Source organism: Pseudomonas sp. A25(2017) (assembly GCF_002001065.1).
Lineage (GTDB): Bacteria > Pseudomonadota > Gammaproteobacteria > Pseudomonadales > Pseudomonadaceae > Aquipseudomonas > Aquipseudomonas kilonensis.
On the sequence record NZ_MUOA01000043.1, the window covers coordinates 85,089 to 102,837 of the forward strand.

Genomic DNA, 17,749 nt, shown 5'->3' on the forward strand with positions numbered 1-17,749 from the left:
GATCAGCCCTCCTTCACGGGAGCGGGCGCCGACTGGCCGCTGTCTTTCAGGGCCTTGGTCACTTCCGGCGGCATGTATTTTTCGTCGTGCTTGGCCAGCACTTCATCGGCCACCACCACGCCGTCGGCATTGAGCTTGCCCAGGGCGACGATGCCCTGCCCTTCGCGGAACAGGTCCGGAAGGATGCCGCGATAGGTGATGGTCACGGTCTTGCTGAAGTCGGTGACGTTGAACTTCACGTCCAGCGAATCCCCGGAACGCACCAGCGAACCTTTTTCCACCATGCCGCCGGCACGGATACGCGTGTCTTTCGGCGCTTCGCCGTTGGCGATCTGGGTCGGGGTGTAGAACAGGTTGATGTTCTGCTGCAAGGCGCTCAGGGCCAGGGCGACTGCGGCACCGACACCCACCAGGATCGCAAGAATGATGATAAGACGTTTTTTGCGCAGCGGATTCACTGACCGTTCTCCCGGCGCAGACGACGCGCCTCTTGTTGCAGATACCGCTTGCGGGCCAGGATCGGCACCGCCACGTTGAGGACTACCACTGCCAGGCAAATGCCATAGGCTGACCAGACATACAGGCCATGATGGCCCATGGCGAGGAAATCGCCGAATGAAGCGAAACTCATCAAGCGGCCTCCAGGCTGTTCTGTACTTCGGCCTTCACCCAACTGGCCCGGGACTCGCGCTTGAGCACTTCCAGGCGCATGCGCAGCAACAGCACCGCGCCGAAGAAACAGTAGAAACCCAGCACAGTCAGCAACAGCGGCAGCCACATTTCGACGGGCATCGCCGGTTTTTCGGTGAGGGTGAAGGTCGCGCCCTGGTGCAGGGTGTTCCACCACTCCACCGAGTACTTGATGATCGGGATGTTGATCACACCGACAATCGCCAGCACGGCACAGGCCTTGGCGGCACTGTCACGATTGCTGATGGCGTTGCCCAGCGCAATAAGACCGAAGTACAGGAACAGCAGGATCAACATCGACGTCAGTCGCGCATCCCAGACCCACCACGAACCCCAGGTCGGTTTGCCCCAGATAGCCCCGGTGACCAGCGCCACGGCGGTCATCCAGGCGCCAATGGGGGCGGCGCATTGCAGGGCGACGTCGGCCAGCTTCATCTTCCACACCAGCCCGACCACACCGCACACCGCCAGCATCACGTAGACGGACTGGGCCAGCATCGCCGTGGGCACGTGGATGTAGATGATGCGGAAGCTGTTGCCTTGCTGGTAGTCCGGCGGTGCGAAGGCCAGGCCCCAGACTACGCCAAAACCAATCAGCACCAACGCAGCAATGCTCAACCATGGGAGCAGTTTGCCGCTGATGCCGTAGAACCATTTGGGTGAGCCGAGCTTGTGAAACCAGGTCCAGTTCATTGCTGTTTCCATCACGGTTGCGGCTCGCCATCGCGAACCGCCGGGTCAGCCTTTACTTCCGAAGAAGTGGTCAGTTTTTGACCTGGCCTCGTTATTATTCGCCGACGCTGATTTTCAGGCCAGCGGCTATTGCAAAGGGTGTCAGGGTTATCGCCAGGGCGGTCAGGCTCCCAAGCCACAGCAGATAACCGGTCGCGGGCATCCCTTGCAAGGCCGCTTGCAAGGCACCACTGCCCAGGATCAAGACCGGGATATACAACGGCAGGATCAGCAGCGCCAGCAACAGGCCGCCGCGCTTCAAACCCACCGTCAATGCCGCGCCCACCGCACCGAGCAGGCTCAGCACCGGCGTGCCCAGCAGCAGCGACACCAGCAGCACCGGCATGCACGCGCCGGGCAGCCCCAGCATCATCGCCAGCAACGGCGAGAGCAGCACCAGCGCCAGCCCGGAAAAAACCCAGTGTGCCAGTACCTTGGCCAAAACCAGAAGGGCCAGGGGGTGCGACGAAAGGACCCACTGTTCCAGTGAACCGTCTTCGAAATCACTGCGGAAAAGCCCGTCCAGCGAGAGCAGGACCGATAAAAGCGCGGCCACCCAGACCAGCCCCGGAGACAAGGTTTGCAACAATTGAGTCTCCGGACCGACCGCCAACGGGAACAGCGCGATGACGATCGCGAAGAACACCAGCGGATTGGCCAGTTCGGCCGGACGACGGAACAGCAGGCGCGCCTCGCGGGCAAGCAACAGGCCAAACACACTCATACGGCCCAGTTCCCCAGATCAATATTGCGATAACCGGCCGGCATTCGCGCCAGCGTGTGGTGGGTGGTCAAGAGCACCATGCCGCCGTTTTCACAGTGCCGGGCCAGGTGTTCCTCGAGCTGCGCGACGCCCTGCTTGTCCAGGGCGGTGAATGGTTCGTCGAGAATCCACAACGGAGGGCTGTCCAAGTACAGCCGGGCCAGGGCCACGCGGCGTTGCTGGCCGGCGGACAGGGTGTGGCTCGGCACGTCTTCGAAGCCGCGCAGCCCTACCGCCGCCAACGCCTGCCAGATCGCCTCGCGGCCGGCCGGCGTATGCAATGCGCAGAGCCAACTGAGGTTTTCTTCGGGGGTCAGCAAGTCCTTGATGCCGGCGGCATGGCCGATCCAGAGCAGGTTGCGGGCCAGTTCGCTGCGCTGGCTGTGCAAGGGTTGGCCATTGAGCAACACCTGGCCTGCGGTGGGCTGCATCAATCCGGCCAACAGGCGCAGCAGGCTGGTCTTGCCACTGCCGTTGGGGCCACTGATTTGCACCATATCGCCACGCGAGAGTCTCAATTCGAGATTTTCGAAAAGCAGTCGCAAGTCTCGCTCACAGGCGAGGCCGACGGTTTGCAGGAGAGGATTGCTCAAGGGATCGCGGGCCTTATACGGTTCAAGTCGGCGGTGCAGCGGCCGTTAAAGAGGTGCAGCATAGATGCTTTGACGACCTGTTCCACAGAGCTGCGTCAAACAATTGCAAGGTTTTCGCCACTCCCTGAAAGACGGGCGGCATTATACATGTGATGCCCTACGCTAAAGAGGGCTTATTTTCCCAAGGTAAGACCGCAGATGACAGGCGACATGAACATCCTGCCGCTGCCCCAGGCCACGGCAACGACGCGTATGCCGGCGGTCAGTGGCGAGTTGCTCAAACTGCTGGTGCCGGCCCAAGGCCTGATCGGCTCGGGCCAGACTGCCCAGGCCGAAGTGCTATCGCTCAAGCAGGCCGACCAGACTTTCCAGCTGTTGCTCAAGGTCACCCTGGAGAGCGGCCGCCAGACCACCGTGCAGGCCACCAGCACCCAGCCGTTGCCCCAGGGCACCAGCCTGGCCGTGACGCAGCCGTCCGCCAGCAACCTGGCGATTGCCGTGCAACAGGCCGTCGCCTCCAGCGTCGCCACCCTCACCCGAATCGACACCACGCAGTTGCCGGTAGGCACCCTGCTGCAAGGCAAAGTGCTGACCAGTCAGGCGTTGCCGCAGCTGCCAGGGCAACCGGCGGTGTATCGATCGTTGGTAAGCTTGCTCAACACCGCCCAGGCGGGCAGCACCCTGGACATCGACAGCCCCCAACCGCTGCGCATCGGCACGCTGTTGAGCGCCCAGGTGCAAGATGCCCAGACGCTGAAGTTCGTTCCGCTGAGCAACCGCCAGGAGCAATTGGCGGTAAGCCAGCAACTGGTCACCCAAGTGAGTCGCCAGGGCTCGCTGGACAGCCTGATCAGCGCCCTGCAAAACCTGCCGGCCACTGACGACACCGGCACCGAGCTGCGCGCCGCGGTGACTCGTTTGCTGGCTGGCCTGCCGGACGTCCAGCAACTGAGCACACCCAAGGGTTTGGCCCAAGCCATGGTCGCCAGCGGCGTATTCCTGGAAAGCAAATTGCTCGCCGGGCAACCACCGAGCCTGGCGCCGGACATGAAAGGCGACCTGCTGAAACTGATCGCCCAACTGACACCGGCCCTGCCCGCCTCCACCAACCTCGGCGCCATCATTGCCGCCAATACGCTGGCCCAAGTCCTGCCGAGCTTCGTCCGCAGTGCCCTGGGGATGCTCGGCCAGGTCAGCGCCAAGCCGCAACCCACCAGCTTCCCCCTGCCCTCTCGCCAGATGAAAGGCCAGGACGAAGAAGGCGACCTCGAACACCTGCTGCGCCTGGCCGCTGCCGCCGTGTCACGCTTGCAAAGCCATCAATTGTCGAGCCTGGAGCAGACCGGCCTGACCGACGACGGTCGGCTGATGAGCACCTGGCAATTGGAAATCCCGATGCGCAACTTGCAGGACATCGTGCCGTTGCAGGTCAAGTTCCAGCGCGAGGAAACCCCGCCCCGGGAGCAGCCAAACGAGCGCAGGGAAGAACGCGAGCCGAAACAGCAGCTCTGGCGGGTGGAACTGGCATTCGACATGGAACCGCTCGGCCCACTGCAGGTTCAGGCCCAGTTGCTCAGCGGCAGCCTCTCCAGCCAGTTGTGGGCCGAACGGCCGTACACCGCGAGCCTGATCGTAAGCAACCTGACAGCCTTGCGTGAGCGCCTGGTGACTTGTGGCCTGAACGTCGGCGACCTGGACTGCCACCTCGGCACCCCGCCCCAAGGCCCCAAGACTCGCCTGGAACAACGCTGGGTGGACGAAACCGCATGACAACCCACACCGAACCCCGCCAGGCCATTGCCCTCAAGTACGACGGCCACCACGCCCCGACCCTCACCGCCAAGGGCGACGAAGCCCTGGCTGAGGAAATCCTGCGCATCGCCCGGGAGAGTGAAGTACCGATCTATGAAAATGCCGAGCTGGTGAAGTTGCTGGCACGGATGGAATTGGGGGACAGCATCCCGGAGGAACTGTACCGCACGATTGCCGAGATCATTGCGTTCGCCTGGAACCTCAAGGGCAAGTTTCCCCAGGGCTACGACCCGAATGCGCCGAGTGTCGAAAAGGATGTGACCGACCGCGGCGACGATTATTAATCACAGCCACCTGGACTAATGCCTGTCAGTTAGGAGCAAACGGCATAATCCTGTGGGAGCAAAGCTTGCTCGCGATAGCGGCAGAGTCGCCAATATTGTTGTCGGCTGGCTTACCGCAATCGCGAGCAAGCTTTGCTCCCACAGGTTTGCTGTTTAACTGACAGGTATTAGCCACCTGGGCTGCGTTTTGGGTTGAAAATGATCAATCTGCAAGCCCCAGAAAAACCTGTGGGAGCGAGCCTGCTCGCGATGGGGCCCTGTCAGTCAATATTGAGAGACTGACACACCGCTATCGCGAGCAGGCTCCCACATTGGATTGGGGAGAATGCGTTCAGCCGCCCTTGTGCAGCTTGCTCATCAACTCCGCCTCGGCCTGGGTCAGGCCGCAGGCTTGGGTCAGTTCGTCGACGCTGGCGCCCATGCCCACCAGGCGGGCGGCCTGGGCGAAGGACAGGCTGGAGGGGTCGCGCTGTTCCAACTGGGCGAGTTTATCCGGCAACGGCGCGACCACGGCACGCAGCTCATGGAGCGCTTCGCCCATGCGCACGGTGCCGTTCTGGTAATCGTCGACGCGCTTGGCCAGGTCCTTGATGCGCTGGTCGCGCAACGCATCGCCCTGGGCCTGCTGAGCGGCGATCTGCCGCTGGCCACGTATGTACGCCAAGAACATCGCCAGCGTGCCTGCCCAGAAAAGGAACAGGACAATGACTGCTACCTCAAGAATCAAATCAGATACTCTCCAGTTCCGACCACTCTTCTTCGCTCATCATCTTGTCCAGTTCAACCAGAATCAACAACTCGTTGTTCTTGTTGCACACGCCCTGAATGAACTTGGCGGATTCTTCGTTACCCACGTTCGGCGCAGTCTCGATTTCCGACTGACGCAGGTAAACCACTTCGGCGACGCTGTCGACCATGATGCCAACCACTTGCTTGTCGGCTTCGATGATGACGATCCGGGTGTTGTCGCTGATCTCGGCATTCATCAGGCCGAAGCGCTGGCGGGTATCGATCACCGTGACCACGTTGCCACGCAGGTTGATGATGCCCAGCACGTAGCTCGGCGCACCCGGAACCGGGGCGATCTCGGTATAGCGCAGCACTTCCTGAACGCGCATCACGTTGATGCCGTAGGTTTCGTTATCGAGCTTGAAGGTCACCCATTGCAGAATCGGATCTTCAGAACCCTTTTGAGACGACGCCTTATCATTCATACCCTGACCCCTCGAAAAACCGCCTGTGGCGGCGTGTATTCTGTCCGGCGACGCTGTGCGCCACCGGTTGTCTTATTTCGGTTTCTGGACCGGCTTGCTGCCGCCCAGGTGTTTTGCCCCGCCGCTGGCGATCAGCTCCGCCAGCTCGGAAACGTCCAGCAAGGCGCACATGTGCTCGATCACCGTACCGGCCAGCCATGGCCGTTGCCCTCGATGGCTGCGCCACTTGATCTCGTTCGGGTCCAGGCGCAGCGAGCGACTGACCTGATGCACCGCCAAACCCCACTCGTAACCCTGCACTGAAATCACGTACTGCAAGCCTTGGCGAAAGTCATCGCGATAACGGTCCGGCATGACCCAGCGCGCCGTATCCAATACCTTCAGGTTGCCGGCCTGGCTCGGCAGGATCCCGAGGAACCATTCCGGCTGGCCAAACAACGGCGTCAATTCCTGCCCGGCCAGGGAATAAATCGATCCCAGGCAGACCAGCGGCACCGCCAGGGTCAACCCGGCCACATCGAACAACAAACACTCGAACGGCTCGGCAGCCCAGGCCGGACGGTCGTCGCCCGGCACCGGTGGCGGCGGATTGCTCGGCGGCAGGTGGATTTCCACCACCGGCGTCACCAGGCCTTGTAGCAGCGGGGCAACGGTCGAGACCGACGCCAGGATCGGCGCAGGCGCGTCCAGGACCGCCACCTGAGGCTTGATAAACGGCGCCTCGACCGCTGCAGCCACTACTGCTTTCTGTGCGTCACGGGCCTGCTCTTCGAGCACGGCCGCTTGAAATTCATCCAGCACACCCTTGGCTTCGACGTGCTCGGGCAACGCCTCGATCACGCTTGGCGGCGGTGGCAATTCTTCGGTCGCTTCCTGCAGCAGCCCATCCAGATAGGATTGCAGGGCCATTTGCGGACGCGAGGTTGTCTTTATTGGGCGGCTCATAGGAACAGTGCGCCACTTGAAGAGGTTATCGGCATGAATGCGGTAGGACTTGAGCGTTCGCAAGCGAACACGATGCCAGTGGAAAACCTCGTCACTTAAGCCACCTGCTGCGGAACAAGCTGCTGGGCCAGCAGGTGCTTGAGCAGCGCCCGGTAAGCCAGCACGCCACGGCTCTTGCCATCGAATTGCGAAGGGGTCACTCCGGCGCGGCTGGCGTCCCGCAAGCGGGTGTCGACGGGGATATAGCCTTGCCAGATGTCATCCGGGTACATGTCCCGCAACACCCGCAGGGTACCCAGGGACGCCTGGGTGCGACGATCGAACAAGGTCGGCACGATGTTGAAGGCCAGCGTCTGTTTGCGCGAGCGGTTGACCATCGCCAGCGTATTGACCATGCGTTCCAGGCCTTTGACCGCCAAGTGCTCGGTCTGTACCGGGATCACCAACTGCTGGCTGGCCGCCAAGGCATTGACCATCAGCAGGCCCAGCAACGGCGGGCTGTCGATGATTGCGTAATCGAAATCCTGCCACAGCTGCGCCAGACTCTTGGCGATCACCAGACCCAGGCCGCTCTGCCCGGGCGACTGTCGCTCCAGGGTGGCGAGGGCGGTGCTCGACGGCAACAGGGAAATCCGCTCGTCGCTGGTGGATAACAGCAACTGCCCCGGCAGGCCCTCGGGCACTACGCCCTTGTGCAGGAACAGGTCGTAGTTGCTGTGCTCCAGGCTGTCAGGATCGTAGCCGAAATAGCTGGTCATCGAGCCGTGGGGGTCCAGATCGACGATGACCACGCGCTTGCCCGCCTCGGCCAGCAACCCGGCTAAAGCGATGGAAGATGTGGTCTTGCCCACACCACCTTTTTGATTGGCGACTGCCCAGACTCTCATTCGGATCGTTCCTCCCGGCCGAAACAGGCTCGACCGAGAAATAGCTCGGTTATAAAGCGGGTGACGGAGAATTGACGGCACTCTGTCTTCCCGGCGACTTGACCGGAGCCGGTGCAGTTTGTGTGCCAGCCCGCTTCAATGCCGCATCCGGAGTTGCATTGGTCGTACCGGTACCGGTCAGGCTGCGACGCACATCCAGGTTACGCGACACCACCAGCACCACCCGCCGGTTGCGCGCGCGCCCCTCGGCAGTGGCGTTATTGGCGACCGGCTGGAACTCGCCGTAACCCACCGAGGCCAGGCGACCAGGCTTCACGCCCTGCATCGCCAGCATGCGCACGATGCTCGCCGAACGGGCCGAGGACAGTTCCCAGTTGGTCGGGTACTGCGCAGTACGGATCGGCTGGTCGTCCGTGAAGCCTTCGACATGGATCGGGTTGTCGAAGGGCTTGAGGATCGCCGCGACCTTATCGATGATGTTGAACGCCATGTCGCTGGGCATGGCATCGCCGCTGCCGAACAACAGACTGGAATTGAGTTCGATCTCGACCCACAACTCGTTGCCGCGCACAGTCATCTGGTTGGAGCTGATCAGGTCACCGAACGCCGCGCTGATATCGTCGGCGATGCTTTTCAACGGATCGCTACTGCCGGCGATACCGGCCTCGACCTGCTCGCTGTCCTTGACCAAGGGCTTGGCCGGGGTCGTGGTCTTCGGCCGCTCCTCACCGATGGGGATAGGCTTGAGGGCGCGGTCGGAGTCGGTAAAGACACCGATCAATGCCTCGGAAATGACTTTGTACTTACCTTCGTTGACCGACGAAATCGAATACATGACCACGAAAAAAGCGAACAACAGCGTGATGAAGTCGGCGTAGGAAACCAGCCAGCGTTCATGGTTGACGTGTTCTTCACGATGCCTGCGACGTGCCATGCTCCATATCCCCCATTAGTCCATGAAGCCTTGCAGCTTCAACTCAATGGAGCGTGGGTTTTCACCTTCGGCGATCGACAGGATCCCCTCCAGCAGCATTTCGCGATAGCGCGACTGGCGCAACGCGATGGACTTGAGTTTGGCCGCGATGGGCAGCAGCACCAGGTTGGCACTCGCCACGCCGTAGATCGTGGCGACAAACGCCACGGCGATGCCACTGCCCAGTTGCGACGGATCGGCCAGGTTGCCCATCACATGGATCAGGCCCATCACCGCACCGATGATGCCGATGGTCGGCGCGTAGCCGCCCATGCTTTCGAATACCTTGGCCGCCTCGATGTCGCGACTTTCCTGGGTGTAGAAATCCACCTCCAGGATGCTGCGGATGGCTTCCGGCTCGGCGCCGTCCACCAGCAATTGCAGGCCTTTGCGTGAGTAGTTGTCCGGTTCGGCATCGGCCACCCCTTCCAGACCCAGCAGGCCTTCCTTGCGCGCGGTCAGGCTCCAATTCACGACACGATCGATACCACCAGCCAGGTCGACACGGGGCGGGAACAGAATCCAGATCAGCACCTGCATGGCGCGCTTGAAAGCGCTCATGGGCGACTGCAACAGCGCTGCGCCAACGGTGCCACCGATCACGATCAACGCCGCCGGGCCGTTGGCCAGGGCGCCCAGATGACCGCCTTCCAGATAATTGCCGCCAATGATGGCGACGAACGCCATAATGATGCCAATCAGGCTGAGCACATCCATTAAATGCAGGCCTCGACCAGGTGTCTACCGATGTCGTCCAATCCGTACACCGCATCGGCAAGATCGGCTTTTACGATGGCCATTGGCATGCCGTAGATCACACAACTGGCTTCGTCCTGGGCCCAGATTGCACTGCCGCCCTGCTTGAGCAGGCGCGCGCCTTCGCGACCGTCGGCGCCCATGCCGGTGAGCACCACCGCCAGAACTTTGTCACCGTAGGACTTGGCCGCAGAACCGAAGGTAATGTCCACGCAAGGCTTGTAGTTCAGACGCTCGTCGCCCGGCAGGATTTTCACCGCGCCCCGGCCATCGATCATCATCTGCTTGCCACCCGGGGCCAACAACGCCAGGCCTGGACGCAGGATGTCGCCATCCTCGGCTTCCTTGACGCTGATGTTGCACAGCTTGTCCAGGCGCTCGGCAAACGCCTTGGTGAACGCTGCAGGCATGTGCTGGATCAGCACGATGGGGGCCGGGAAGTTGGCCGGCAACTGGGTCAAGACCCGCTGCAGTGCCACCGGCCCACCCGTGGACGTGCCGATAGCGACCAGCTTGTAGGCTTTGCGCTTGGGTGCCGGTGACGAGGCACTGGCGGGCGCCGCCGAGCGAGCCGGCGCAGGTGCCGGGGCGCTGCGTACCGGTGCCGGATTGAAGCTGCTCGATGCAGTCGGCGTCGGCGACGGTGCCGGGCTTGGCGCCGCAACAGGGGCTGGCGCCGGTGCGCTGTAGGCACCGACACGGCGGTTGCTGCGGGAAATGCTATGGACTTTTTCGCAGAGCAACTGCCGGACCTTGTCGGGGTTGCGCGAAATGTCTTCGAAGTTCTTCGGCAGGAAATCCACCGCCCCGGCGTCCAGCGCATCGAGGGTCACTCGGGCGCCTTCGTGGGTCAGGGACGAGAACATCAATACCGGCGTCGGGCAGCGCTGCATGATATGCCGCACGGCCGTGATGCCGTCCATCATCGGCATCTCGTAGTCCATGGTGATCACGTCCGGCTTGAGAGCCAGGGCCTGATCAATCGCCTCTTTGCCATTGGTCGCGGTACCGACGACCTGAATACTCGTGTCCGCCGAAAGAATTTCCGAGACGCGGCGGCGGAAAAACCCCGAATCGTCCACCACCAGGACTTTAACTACCATAAACACTCCGTTAGACGAGGCGCGGCCCTGGGCCACGCCCCTCCAGAATCAAATACGCCGGGCGGCGTAACGCTTGAGCATGCTTGGCACATCGAGAATCAATGCGATGCGGCCGTCGCCGGTGATGGTGGCGCCGGACATGCCCGGGGTGCCCTGGAGCATCTTGCCCAACGGCTTGATGACCACTTCTTCCTGGCCCACCAATTGGTCGACGACAAAGCCGATCCGCTGGGTGCCCACCGAAAGGATCACCACATGGCCCTCGCCCTGCTCTACATGAGCAGCGGAGCTGACCAACCAGCGCTTGAGGTAGAACAGTGGCAGTGCCTTGTCCCGTACGATCACCACTTCCTGGCCGTCCACCACGTTGGTGCGCGACAGGTCGAGGTGGAAGATCTCGTTGACGTTGACCAGCGGGAAGGCGAATGCCTGGTTGCCCAGCATCACCATCAGGGTCGGCATGATCGCCAGGGTCAACGGGACCTTGATGACGATCTTCGAGCCCAGGCCCTTGGTCGAGTAGATATTGATCGAACCGTTGAGCTGGGAAATCTTGGTTTTCACCACGTCCATGCCCACGCCACGGCCCGACACGTCGGAGATCTCGGTCTTGGTCGAGAAACCTGGGGCGAAGATCAGGTTGTAGCACTCGGATTCGCTCAGGCGGTCGGCGGCATCCTTGTCCATCACACCGCGTTTCACCGCGATGGCACGCAACACGTTCGGGTCCATGCCTTTGCCGTCGTCGGAGATCGACAACAGGATGTGGTCGCCCTCCTGCTCGGCGGCCAGGATAACCTTGCCGCCACGAACCTTGCCTGAAGCTTCGCGTTCCTCCGGCGACTCGATGCCGTGGTCGACTGCGTTGCGCACCAAGTGGACCAGCGGGTCGGCCAAGGCCTCGACAAGGTTCTTGTCGAGGTCGGTCTCTTCACCCACCAGTTCCAGGTTGATTTCTTTCTTGAGCTGGCGAGCCAGGTCGCGAACCAGGCGCGGGAAGCGCCCGAAGACTTTCTTGATCGGCTGCATCCGGGTCTTCATGACCGCGGTCTGCAAATCGGCCGTGACCACGTCGAGGTTCGACACGGCCTTGGACATGGCTTCGTCCTGGCTATTGAGGCCCAGGCGCACCAGACGGTTACGCACCAGCACCAGTTCGCCGACCATGTTCATGATCTCGTCCAGGCGTGCGGTATCGACACGAACGGTGGTCTCGGCTTCGCTGGCCGGTTTGTCCGCTGGCGCAGCCGCCGGAGCACGGGCTGGCGCCGGGGCAGCAGCAGCGGCAGGCTTGGCGGGCTCGGCCTTCGGCTCCGGAGCCTTGGCAGCGGGTTTTGGCGCAGCCTTGGCCGCCGGCGCAGCCGCAGTGGCGGCAGCAGGCGCAGCAGAAGCCGTACCGACTTCGCTGAACTTGCCCTTGCCATGCAGCTCATCGAGCAGGGATTCGAATTCGTGGTCGCTGATCAGGTCGCTGCCCGCGGCAGCGGCGGCGGGCTTGGCCGGCGTCGGCGCCGAAGCGATGGCCGAATCCAGTGCGTCAACGGCAAAGGTGCCTTTGCCATGCAACTGATCGAGCAACGCTTCGAATTCGTCGTCGGTGATGTCCGAGCTGTCGCCTGCAGCTTTCGGCGCGACGGGGGCCGCCGCCGGGACCACGGCATCAGGCGCGAACTGGCCCTTGCCATGGAGCTGGTCGAGCAGTGACTCGAACTCGGCATCGGTGATTTCATCGCTGCCCGCCCCATCGGCGGCCGGCGCTGCAGGTGCAGGTGCAGAAGGTGCAGCCGGTGCCTCGGCCTGGGCCTTGACGGCATTCAGCGAGTCCAGCAGTTGTTCGAATTCGTTATCGGTGACGTCGCCCGATTCCTCGGCGACCGGTTCTTCAACCACGGCCTCGACAACCGGAGCCGCTTCGTCAGCCGATTGCGGCTCGGCCAGACGTGCCAGCGCGGCGAGCAACTCAGGGGTGGCAGCGGTGACCGGCGAGCGCTCACGCACTTCGCTGAACATACTGTTGACCGCATCCAGCGCTTCAAGCACCACGTCCATCAATTCCGAATCAACGCGACGCTCACCCTTGCGCAGGATGTCGAACACGTTCTCGGCAATGTGACAGCACTCCACCAGCTCGTTGAGCTGGAGGAAGCCGGCGCCTCCTTTTACAGTGTGGAAACCGCGAAAAATTGCATTGAGCAGATCCGCATCATCTGGTCGGCTTTCCAGCTCGACCAGCTGTTCGGACAGTTGCTCTAGAATCTCGCCGGCCTCAACCAGGAAATCCTGAAGGATCTCTTCATCGGCGCCGAAGCTCATTAATGGCTGCTCCTAAAACAGGGTAGGTCGTGATGACGGTTAATGCCGGATCGCGTTGGAGCTGTGAGCGTGCCAGGCAAGGCGCGAGACGCGGGTAAGGGTTGTTTCCTTACCAAGTCTCGCAACGCGGCATGGCGCGCTCACAGCTCCAACCCTTCGGGCCGCGCCCCACAAGGCGCAATCCGTCGTTACTCGTCGTTCATTTGGAAGACCAAACCACACTCCTCGTGCCTAGTCTTGCGCCTTGTGGGGCGCGGCGCGACCGGCATTAACCGTCATCACGACCTACCAACTCAGAATCCAAGGCTGGACAGCAAATCGTCCACATCGTCCTGACCGGACATAACGTCTTCTCTTTTATCGGCATGAATCTGCGGACCTTCACCCTGAGAGAGATGTTTTTGTGGATCTTTTTCAGCAAGCATCGCTTCACGGTCGTGTTCGATGCCTGCGAAGCGGTCTACCTGGCTGGCCATCAACACCAGTTTGAGCAGGTTGCTTTCCACTTCGGTGACCAGTTGGGTCACACGCTTGATCACCTGGCCGGTCAGGTCTTGATAGTCCTGGGCCAGCAGAATGTCGTTGAGGTTGCTTGCCACCGCGCGGTTCTCGGTGCTGCTGCGCGTCAGGAAACCGTCGACGCGACGGGCCAGCTCCCGAAACTCTTCAGCGCCGACTTCGCGACGCATGAACCGGCCCCAGTCGGTGCTCAAGGCCTGGGCTTCTTCGCTCAGGCCATTGACCAGCGGCGTTGCACTTTCCACCAGGTCCATGGTGCGGTTGGCCGCGGCCTCGGTCAGCTTGACCACATAACCCAGACGCTCGGTGGCGTCGGTGATCTGCGAGACTTCCTCGGCCTGCGGCATATTCGGGTCGATCTGGAAATTGACAATCGCGCTGTGCAATTCACGCGTGAGCTTGCCCACTTCCTGATACAGACCGCGGTCACGGGTCTGGTTGAGCTCATGGATCATTTGAACCGCATCGCTAAAGCGACCTTTTTCAAGGCTGTCGACCAGTTCGCGGGCATGTTTTTTCAGGGTCGATTCGAAATCACCCATTGAAGATTCGTTGTCCATAGCTCCCCCGTGGCGCCGTTAACCGATGCGTTCGAAGATTTTTTCGATCTTCTCTTTCAACGCCTGGGCCGTGAAGGGTTTGACCACATAGCCGTTTACACCGGCCTGGGCCGCTTCGATAATCTGCTCGCGCTTGGCTTCGGCAGTGACCATCAGCACCGGAAGATGCTTGAGCTTTTCGTCGGCGCGCACATGGCGCAGCAAGTCGATACCGGTCATGCCGGGCATGTTCCAGTCAGTCACCAGAAAGTCGATGCTCCCGCTGTTGAGGACCGGAATGGCTGTGATGCCATCATCCGCCTCGACCGTGTTGGTGAACCCAAGGTCACGCAACAGGTTTTTTATGATCCGCCGCATCGTTGAGAAGTCATCAACGATGAGGATTTTCATGTTCTTGTCCAATTCGACCTCCAAGCAGTCTTAAACGCGCCCAGCACCTGGACGCGCCATTTCAATCAATCCGGCACAACACTCGACAACGGTCCGGAGCACAACGGATGGAGACTGGCGCAGTACCTGCCAGGCCAGCCTCGTTCGCAGCGTCCCCACACTGCCTGTCAACGCGCTCGCCACTCCCCCAAACGCCCCCGCAAACGGGCCGCGCACTGGCTGTGTAACTGGCTGACCCGCGATTCGCTGACCCCCAGGACCTCACCGATTTCCTTGAGGTTCAGCTCTTCGTCGTAGTACAGCGCCAAGACCAGTCGCTCACGCTCCGGCAAATTGGCAATCGCATCCGCCAGCGCACTCTGGAAACGTTCATCTTCCAGGTCACGCGACGGCTCCATGTGAGCACTCGCGTTATCCTCGTGCAGTCCTTCGTGCTCACCGTCCTGCAACAGGTCGTCGAAACTGAACAGGCGGCTGCCCAAGGTATCGTTCAAAATCCCGTAATAATCGTCGAGACTCAATTGGAGTTCGGCCGCAACCTCGTGATCTTTAGCGTCACGCCCGGTTTTAGCTTCAATTGCCCGAATTGCATCGCTGACCATGCGGGTATTGCGATGCACAGAACGCGGCGCCCAATCGCCCTTGCGGACTTCATCGAGCATGGCCCCGCGAATGCGAATACCGGCATACGTCTCGAAACTGGCGCCCTTGCTCGCGTCGTATTTGTTCGACACTTCGAGCAGGCCGATCATGCCCGCCTGGATCAAGTCTTCGACCTGGACACTGGCCGGCAAACGCGCCAGCAAGTGATAGGCGATACGCTTGACCAGCGGTGCGTAACGCTCGATCAATTCGTACTGGGCGTCCCGTGCCGATTTTTTGTAGAGATGGTTGTAACCGCTGGCTGTCATAGCACGGGCCCTGCTGTTTGTTGCACAAGACGCTCGACGAAAAACTCCAGATGCCCGCGGGGGTTGGCCGGCAGTGGCCAGGTGTCGACCTTCTGGGCGATCGCCTTGAACGCCAGCGCGCATTTGGAACGTGGAAAGGCTTCATAGACGGCACGTTGCTTCTGGACGGCCTTGCGAACGCTTTCGTCGTAAGGCACTGCGCCGACGTATTGCAGGGCGACGTCCAGGAAGCGATCCGTGACCTTTGTCAACTTGGCGAACAGGTTGCGTCCTTCCTGCGGGCTCTGGGCCATGTTGGCCAGGACGCGGAAGCGGTTCATGCCATAGTCGCGGTTAAGCAGTTTGATCAGGGCGTAGGCGTCGGTGATGGACGTCGGTTCGTCGCAGACCACCAGCAGCACTTCCTGGGCGGCGCGCACGAAACTGACAACCGAGTCACCAATACCGGCCGCGGTGTCGATCACCAGCACATCGAGGTTGTCGCCGATGTCGCTGAACGCCTGGATCAGGCCCGCGTGTTGGGCCGGGGTCAGGTGAACCATGCTCTGGGTGCCGGAAGCAGCCGGCACGATGCGAATCCCGCCCGGCCCCTGCAACAACACGTCACGCAGCTCACAGCGCCCTTCAATCACGTCCGCCAGGGTGCGTTTGGGTGTAAGCCCCAACAACACGTCGACGTTCGCCAGGCCCAGGTCGGCGTCCAGCAGCATGACCCGTCGGCCAAGCTCTGCCAGAGCCAGGGACAAGTTCACTGACACGTTAGTCTTCCCGACGCCACCTTTGCCGCCGGTCACCGCGATCACCTGTACGGGATGCATGCTGCCCATGTTCGTTCTTTACCTTGTCTTACTTAGACGGAGGCCACATTACTGGCTGCGCGTTCACATACGGAACAATGCATGGCAGACCATCGATGTAGTTACAAAAAATATTCATGATAACCTCAGCCGACCTGCTTGGTCGGGCTGTGGTAGATATCAGCGAACATATCAGCCATGGCTTCTTCGCTGGGTTCTTCCTGCATTTGCACACTCACGGCACGACTGACCAGTTGATGACGGCGCGGCAGATGCAAATCATCCGGGATCCGCGGCCCGTCGGTCAGGTAGGCCACCGGTAATTCATGACCGATCGCCAGGCTCAACACCTCGCCCAGGCTTGCCGTTTCGTCCAGCTTAGTCAGGATGCAGCCGGCCAGCCCGCAGCGTTTGTAGCTGTGGTATGCGGCGGTTAGAACCTGTTTCTGGCTGGTGGTTGCCAACACGAGATAATTTTTTGACTTGATACCGCGTCCGGCCAGGCTTTCGAGCTGCATGCGCAGGGCTGGATCGCTGGCTTGCAGGCCTGCGGTATCGATCAGCACGACGCGTTTGCGCAGCAGCGGCTCCAACGCCTGGGCCAGGGATTGGCCCGGATCCACATGGGTCACCGACACATTGAGAATCCGGCCGAGGGTCTTGAGTTGCTCCTGGGCACCGATGCGGAAACTGTCCATGCTCACCAGGGCAATGCTCTGGGCACCGTACTTGAGTACATAACGGGCGGCGAGCTTGGCCAGGGTGGTGGTCTTGCCCATGCCGGCAGGACCGACCATGGCAATCACCCCACCCTCTTCCAGCGGCTCGACTTCCGGCGTGGCGATCATCCGCGCCAGGTGCGCCAGCAACATGCGCCAGGCCTGACGAGGCTCTTCGATACCATTGATCAGCGCCAGCAGGTCCCGGGACAACGGGCCAGACAGGCCGATGCGTTGCAGGCGACGCCACAGGTTGGCCTGGGCTGGACGGCTGCCTTGCAGCTGGTTCCAGGCCAGGGAGCCGAGCTGGACTTCCATCAGCTCGCGCAGGCTGTTGAGTTCAAAGCGCATCGAATCCAGGGCGCGCGGGTCGACACCCCGGGCAGGTGCCGCTGGCGCCGGCTCAGGACGACGCGGTTCGGCATGGGCCTGCTCGATCAGCGGTTCGGCAGCGGTCAATGGCAGGCCGGCCGTCAGCGGCTGACCGGCGAACAATTGACGATTGGTGCCCGCCGCGCCTTCGCCTTCGCTGCTGCGCAGGCTCAGTTCGGCCTGGGCGCTGGCGATGCGCGATTGGGTCTTGCGCAGCTCGTCTTCGAGTTCCATGTTCGGAACCCGCGGGGCCAACGCAGACAGCTTGTAATCCAGGGCAGCCGTCAGCTCGACACCGCCGGCGATACGACGGTTGCCAATGATGGCTGCTTCAGCGCCCAGCTCGTCACGAACCAGTTTCATGGCCTGACGCATGTCGGCGGCGAAAAAACGCTTCACTTGCATAAACCACTACC

At 61.5% G+C, this 17,749-nt stretch carries 20 protein-coding genes; 2 read left to right on the forward strand and 18 right to left on the reverse strand.

The window, feature by feature from the left end; translation table 11 throughout:
• Window positions 1–2: 2 nt before the first annotated feature.
• From ccmE to ccmA, 5 genes are all read right to left on the reverse strand, one after another.
• A complete protein-coding gene (gene ccmE, locus B0E42_RS04630; RefSeq protein ID WP_014337191.1) occupies window positions 3–458 on the reverse strand; it encodes a cytochrome c maturation protein CcmE in 456 nt (151 codons plus the stop codon).
• Entirely contained in the window at window positions 455–631 is a 177-nt protein-coding gene (ccmD, locus tag B0E42_RS04635) for a heme exporter protein CcmD (protein WP_014337190.1), read from the reverse strand. Before ccmD ends, ccmE begins: the two co-directional genes overlap by 4 nt.
• Window positions 631–1,383, reverse strand: a complete 753-nt coding sequence (locus B0E42_RS04640; protein WP_077505847.1) for a heme ABC transporter permease — start codon at window positions 1,381–1,383, stop codon at window positions 631–633. Before B0E42_RS04640 ends, ccmD begins: the two co-directional genes overlap by 1 nt.
• A gap of 94 nt (window positions 1,384–1,477) precedes the next feature.
• Window positions 1,478–2,146, reverse strand: a complete 669-nt coding sequence (ccmB, locus tag B0E42_RS04645; RefSeq protein ID WP_003199151.1) for a heme exporter protein CcmB — start codon at window positions 2,144–2,146, stop codon at window positions 1,478–1,480.
• Entirely contained in the window at window positions 2,143–2,778 is a 636-nt protein-coding gene (ccmA, locus tag B0E42_RS04650; protein ID WP_024618187.1) for a cytochrome c biogenesis heme-transporting ATPase CcmA, read from the reverse strand. The genes ccmB and ccmA overlap by 4 nt, the downstream gene beginning before the upstream one ends.
• A 198-nt stretch (window positions 2,779–2,976) precedes the next feature.
• Between ccmA and B0E42_RS04655 the strand changes: the two genes are divergently transcribed.
• Window positions 2,977–4,548 carry a flagellar hook-length control protein FliK gene (locus B0E42_RS04655; protein WP_077505849.1) on the forward strand — a complete coding sequence of 524 codons (1,572 nt, stop codon included), beginning with the start codon at window positions 2,977–2,979 and terminating at the stop codon, window positions 4,546–4,548.
• Window positions 4,545–4,874, forward strand: a complete 330-nt coding sequence (locus tag B0E42_RS04660) for an EscU/YscU/HrcU family type III secretion system export apparatus switch protein (RefSeq protein WP_003199146.1) — start codon at window positions 4,545–4,547, stop codon at window positions 4,872–4,874. The genes B0E42_RS04655 and B0E42_RS04660 overlap by 4 nt, the downstream gene beginning before the upstream one ends.
• A gap of 331 nt (window positions 4,875–5,205) precedes the next feature.
• On the opposite strand, the gene B0E42_RS04665 is transcribed toward B0E42_RS04660, so the two are convergent.
• From B0E42_RS04665 to flhF, 13 genes are all read right to left on the reverse strand, one after another.
• A complete protein-coding gene (locus tag B0E42_RS04665; RefSeq protein ID WP_003183966.1) occupies window positions 5,206–5,601 on the reverse strand; it encodes a DUF2802 domain-containing protein in 396 nt (131 codons plus the stop codon).
• Between the two features lies 1 nt (window position 5,602).
• Entirely contained in the window at window positions 5,603–6,088 is a 486-nt protein-coding gene (locus tag B0E42_RS04670) for a chemotaxis protein CheW (protein WP_003199144.1), read from the reverse strand.
• 72 nt (window positions 6,089–6,160) lie between these two features.
• On the reverse strand, window positions 6,161–7,033 hold the full coding sequence (locus tag B0E42_RS04675) for a CheW domain-containing protein (RefSeq protein WP_033062617.1): 873 nt from the start codon (window positions 7,031–7,033) through the stop codon (window positions 6,161–6,163).
• A 95-nt stretch (window positions 7,034–7,128) separates the two neighbouring features.
• Window positions 7,129–7,920 carry a ParA family protein gene (locus B0E42_RS04680; RefSeq protein ID WP_018606550.1) on the reverse strand — a complete coding sequence of 264 codons (792 nt, stop codon included), beginning with the start codon at window positions 7,918–7,920 and terminating at the stop codon, window positions 7,129–7,131.
• Between the two features lie 49 nt (window positions 7,921–7,969).
• Window positions 7,970–8,854 (reverse strand): flagellar motor protein MotD, encoded by an 885-nt coding sequence (gene motD, locus B0E42_RS04685; protein ID WP_018606552.1) that lies wholly within the window; start codon window positions 8,852–8,854, stop codon window positions 7,970–7,972.
• Between the two features lie 15 nt (window positions 8,855–8,869).
• The gene (locus B0E42_RS04690; protein ID WP_018606553.1) at window positions 8,870–9,610 is read right to left on the reverse strand and encodes a flagellar motor protein; all 741 of its coding nucleotides are present in this window, start codon (window positions 9,608–9,610) and stop codon (window positions 8,870–8,872) included.
• Complete coding sequence (locus tag B0E42_RS04695; protein ID WP_018606555.1) at window positions 9,610–10,752, reverse strand: chemotaxis response regulator protein-glutamate methylesterase; 1,143 nt, start codon at window positions 10,750–10,752, stop codon at window positions 9,610–9,612. Before B0E42_RS04695 ends, B0E42_RS04690 begins: the two co-directional genes overlap by 1 nt.
• 48 nt (window positions 10,753–10,800) lie before the next feature.
• Entirely contained in the window at window positions 10,801–13,065 is a 2,265-nt protein-coding gene (locus B0E42_RS04700; RefSeq protein WP_077505851.1) for a chemotaxis protein CheA, read from the reverse strand.
• Window positions 13,066–13,358: 293 nt separating this feature from the next.
• A complete protein-coding gene (locus B0E42_RS04705; RefSeq protein WP_024618180.1) occupies window positions 13,359–14,144 on the reverse strand; it encodes a protein phosphatase CheZ in 786 nt (261 codons plus the stop codon).
• Between the two features lie 18 nt (window positions 14,145–14,162).
• Complete coding sequence (locus B0E42_RS04710; protein ID WP_008006721.1) at window positions 14,163–14,534, reverse strand: chemotaxis response regulator CheY; 372 nt, start codon at window positions 14,532–14,534, stop codon at window positions 14,163–14,165.
• Window positions 14,535–14,701: 167 nt separating this feature from the next.
• Window positions 14,702–15,445 carry an RNA polymerase sigma factor FliA gene (fliA, locus tag B0E42_RS04715; protein WP_014337177.1) on the reverse strand — a complete coding sequence of 248 codons (744 nt, stop codon included), beginning with the start codon at window positions 15,443–15,445 and terminating at the stop codon, window positions 14,702–14,704.
• The gene (gene fleN / locus B0E42_RS04720; RefSeq protein ID WP_003184001.1) at window positions 15,442–16,272 is read right to left on the reverse strand and encodes a flagellar synthesis regulator FleN; all 831 of its coding nucleotides are present in this window, start codon (window positions 16,270–16,272) and stop codon (window positions 15,442–15,444) included. The genes fliA and fleN overlap by 4 nt, the downstream gene beginning before the upstream one ends.
• Window positions 16,273–16,388: 116 nt before the next feature.
• Window positions 16,389–17,738, reverse strand: a complete 1,350-nt coding sequence (flhF, locus tag B0E42_RS04725; RefSeq protein WP_024618179.1) for a flagellar biosynthesis protein FlhF — start codon at window positions 17,736–17,738, stop codon at window positions 16,389–16,391.
• Window positions 17,739–17,749 lie beyond the last annotated feature (11 nt).

Coding starts and splice junctions, on each gene's coding strand:
- B0E42_RS04640 (WP_077505847.1), bottom strand. CDS start 1,383: ATGAACTGGACCTGGTTTCACAAGCTCGGCTCACCCAAATGGTTCTAC.
- B0E42_RS04695 (WP_018606555.1), bottom strand. CDS start 10,752: ATGGTAGTTAAAGTCCTGGTGGTGGACGATTCGGGGTTTTTCCGCCGC.
- B0E42_RS04660 (WP_003199146.1), top strand. CDS start 4,545: ATGACAACCCACACCGAACCCCGCCAGGCCATTGCCCTCAAGTACGAC.
- B0E42_RS04710 (WP_008006721.1), bottom strand. CDS start 14,534: ATGAAAATCCTCATCGTTGATGACTTCTCAACGATGCGGCGGATCATA.
- B0E42_RS04675 (WP_033062617.1), bottom strand. CDS start 7,033: ATGAGCCGCCCAATAAAGACAACCTCGCGTCCGCAAATGGCCCTGCAA.
- flhF (WP_024618179.1), bottom strand. CDS start 17,738: ATGCAAGTGAAGCGTTTTTTCGCCGCCGACATGCGTCAGGCCATGAAA.
- ccmD (WP_014337190.1), bottom strand. CDS start 631: ATGAGTTTCGCTTCATTCGGCGATTTCCTCGCCATGGGCCATCATGGC.
- fleN (WP_003184001.1), bottom strand. CDS start 16,272: ATGGGCAGCATGCATCCCGTACAGGTGATCGCGGTGACCGGCGGCAAA.
- B0E42_RS04680 (WP_018606550.1), bottom strand. CDS start 7,920: ATGAGAGTCTGGGCAGTCGCCAATCAAAAAGGTGGTGTGGGCAAGACC.
- ccmB (WP_003199151.1), bottom strand. CDS start 2,146: ATGAGTGTGTTTGGCCTGTTGCTTGCCCGCGAGGCGCGCCTGCTGTTC.
- B0E42_RS04700 (WP_077505851.1), bottom strand. CDS start 13,065: ATGAGCTTCGGCGCCGATGAAGAGATCCTTCAGGATTTCCTGGTTGAG.
- B0E42_RS04655 (WP_077505849.1), top strand. CDS start 2,977: ATGACAGGCGACATGAACATCCTGCCGCTGCCCCAGGCCACGGCAACG.
- motD (WP_018606552.1), bottom strand. CDS start 8,854: ATGGCACGTCGCAGGCATCGTGAAGAACACGTCAACCATGAACGCTGG.
- fliA (WP_014337177.1), bottom strand. CDS start 15,445: ATGACAGCCAGCGGTTACAACCATCTCTACAAAAAATCGGCACGGGAC.
- B0E42_RS04705 (WP_024618180.1), bottom strand. CDS start 14,144: ATGGACAACGAATCTTCAATGGGTGATTTCGAATCGACCCTGAAAAAA.
- B0E42_RS04670 (WP_003199144.1), bottom strand. CDS start 6,088: ATGAATGATAAGGCGTCGTCTCAAAAGGGTTCTGAAGATCCGATTCTG.
- B0E42_RS04690 (WP_018606553.1), bottom strand. CDS start 9,610: ATGGATGTGCTCAGCCTGATTGGCATCATTATGGCGTTCGTCGCCATC.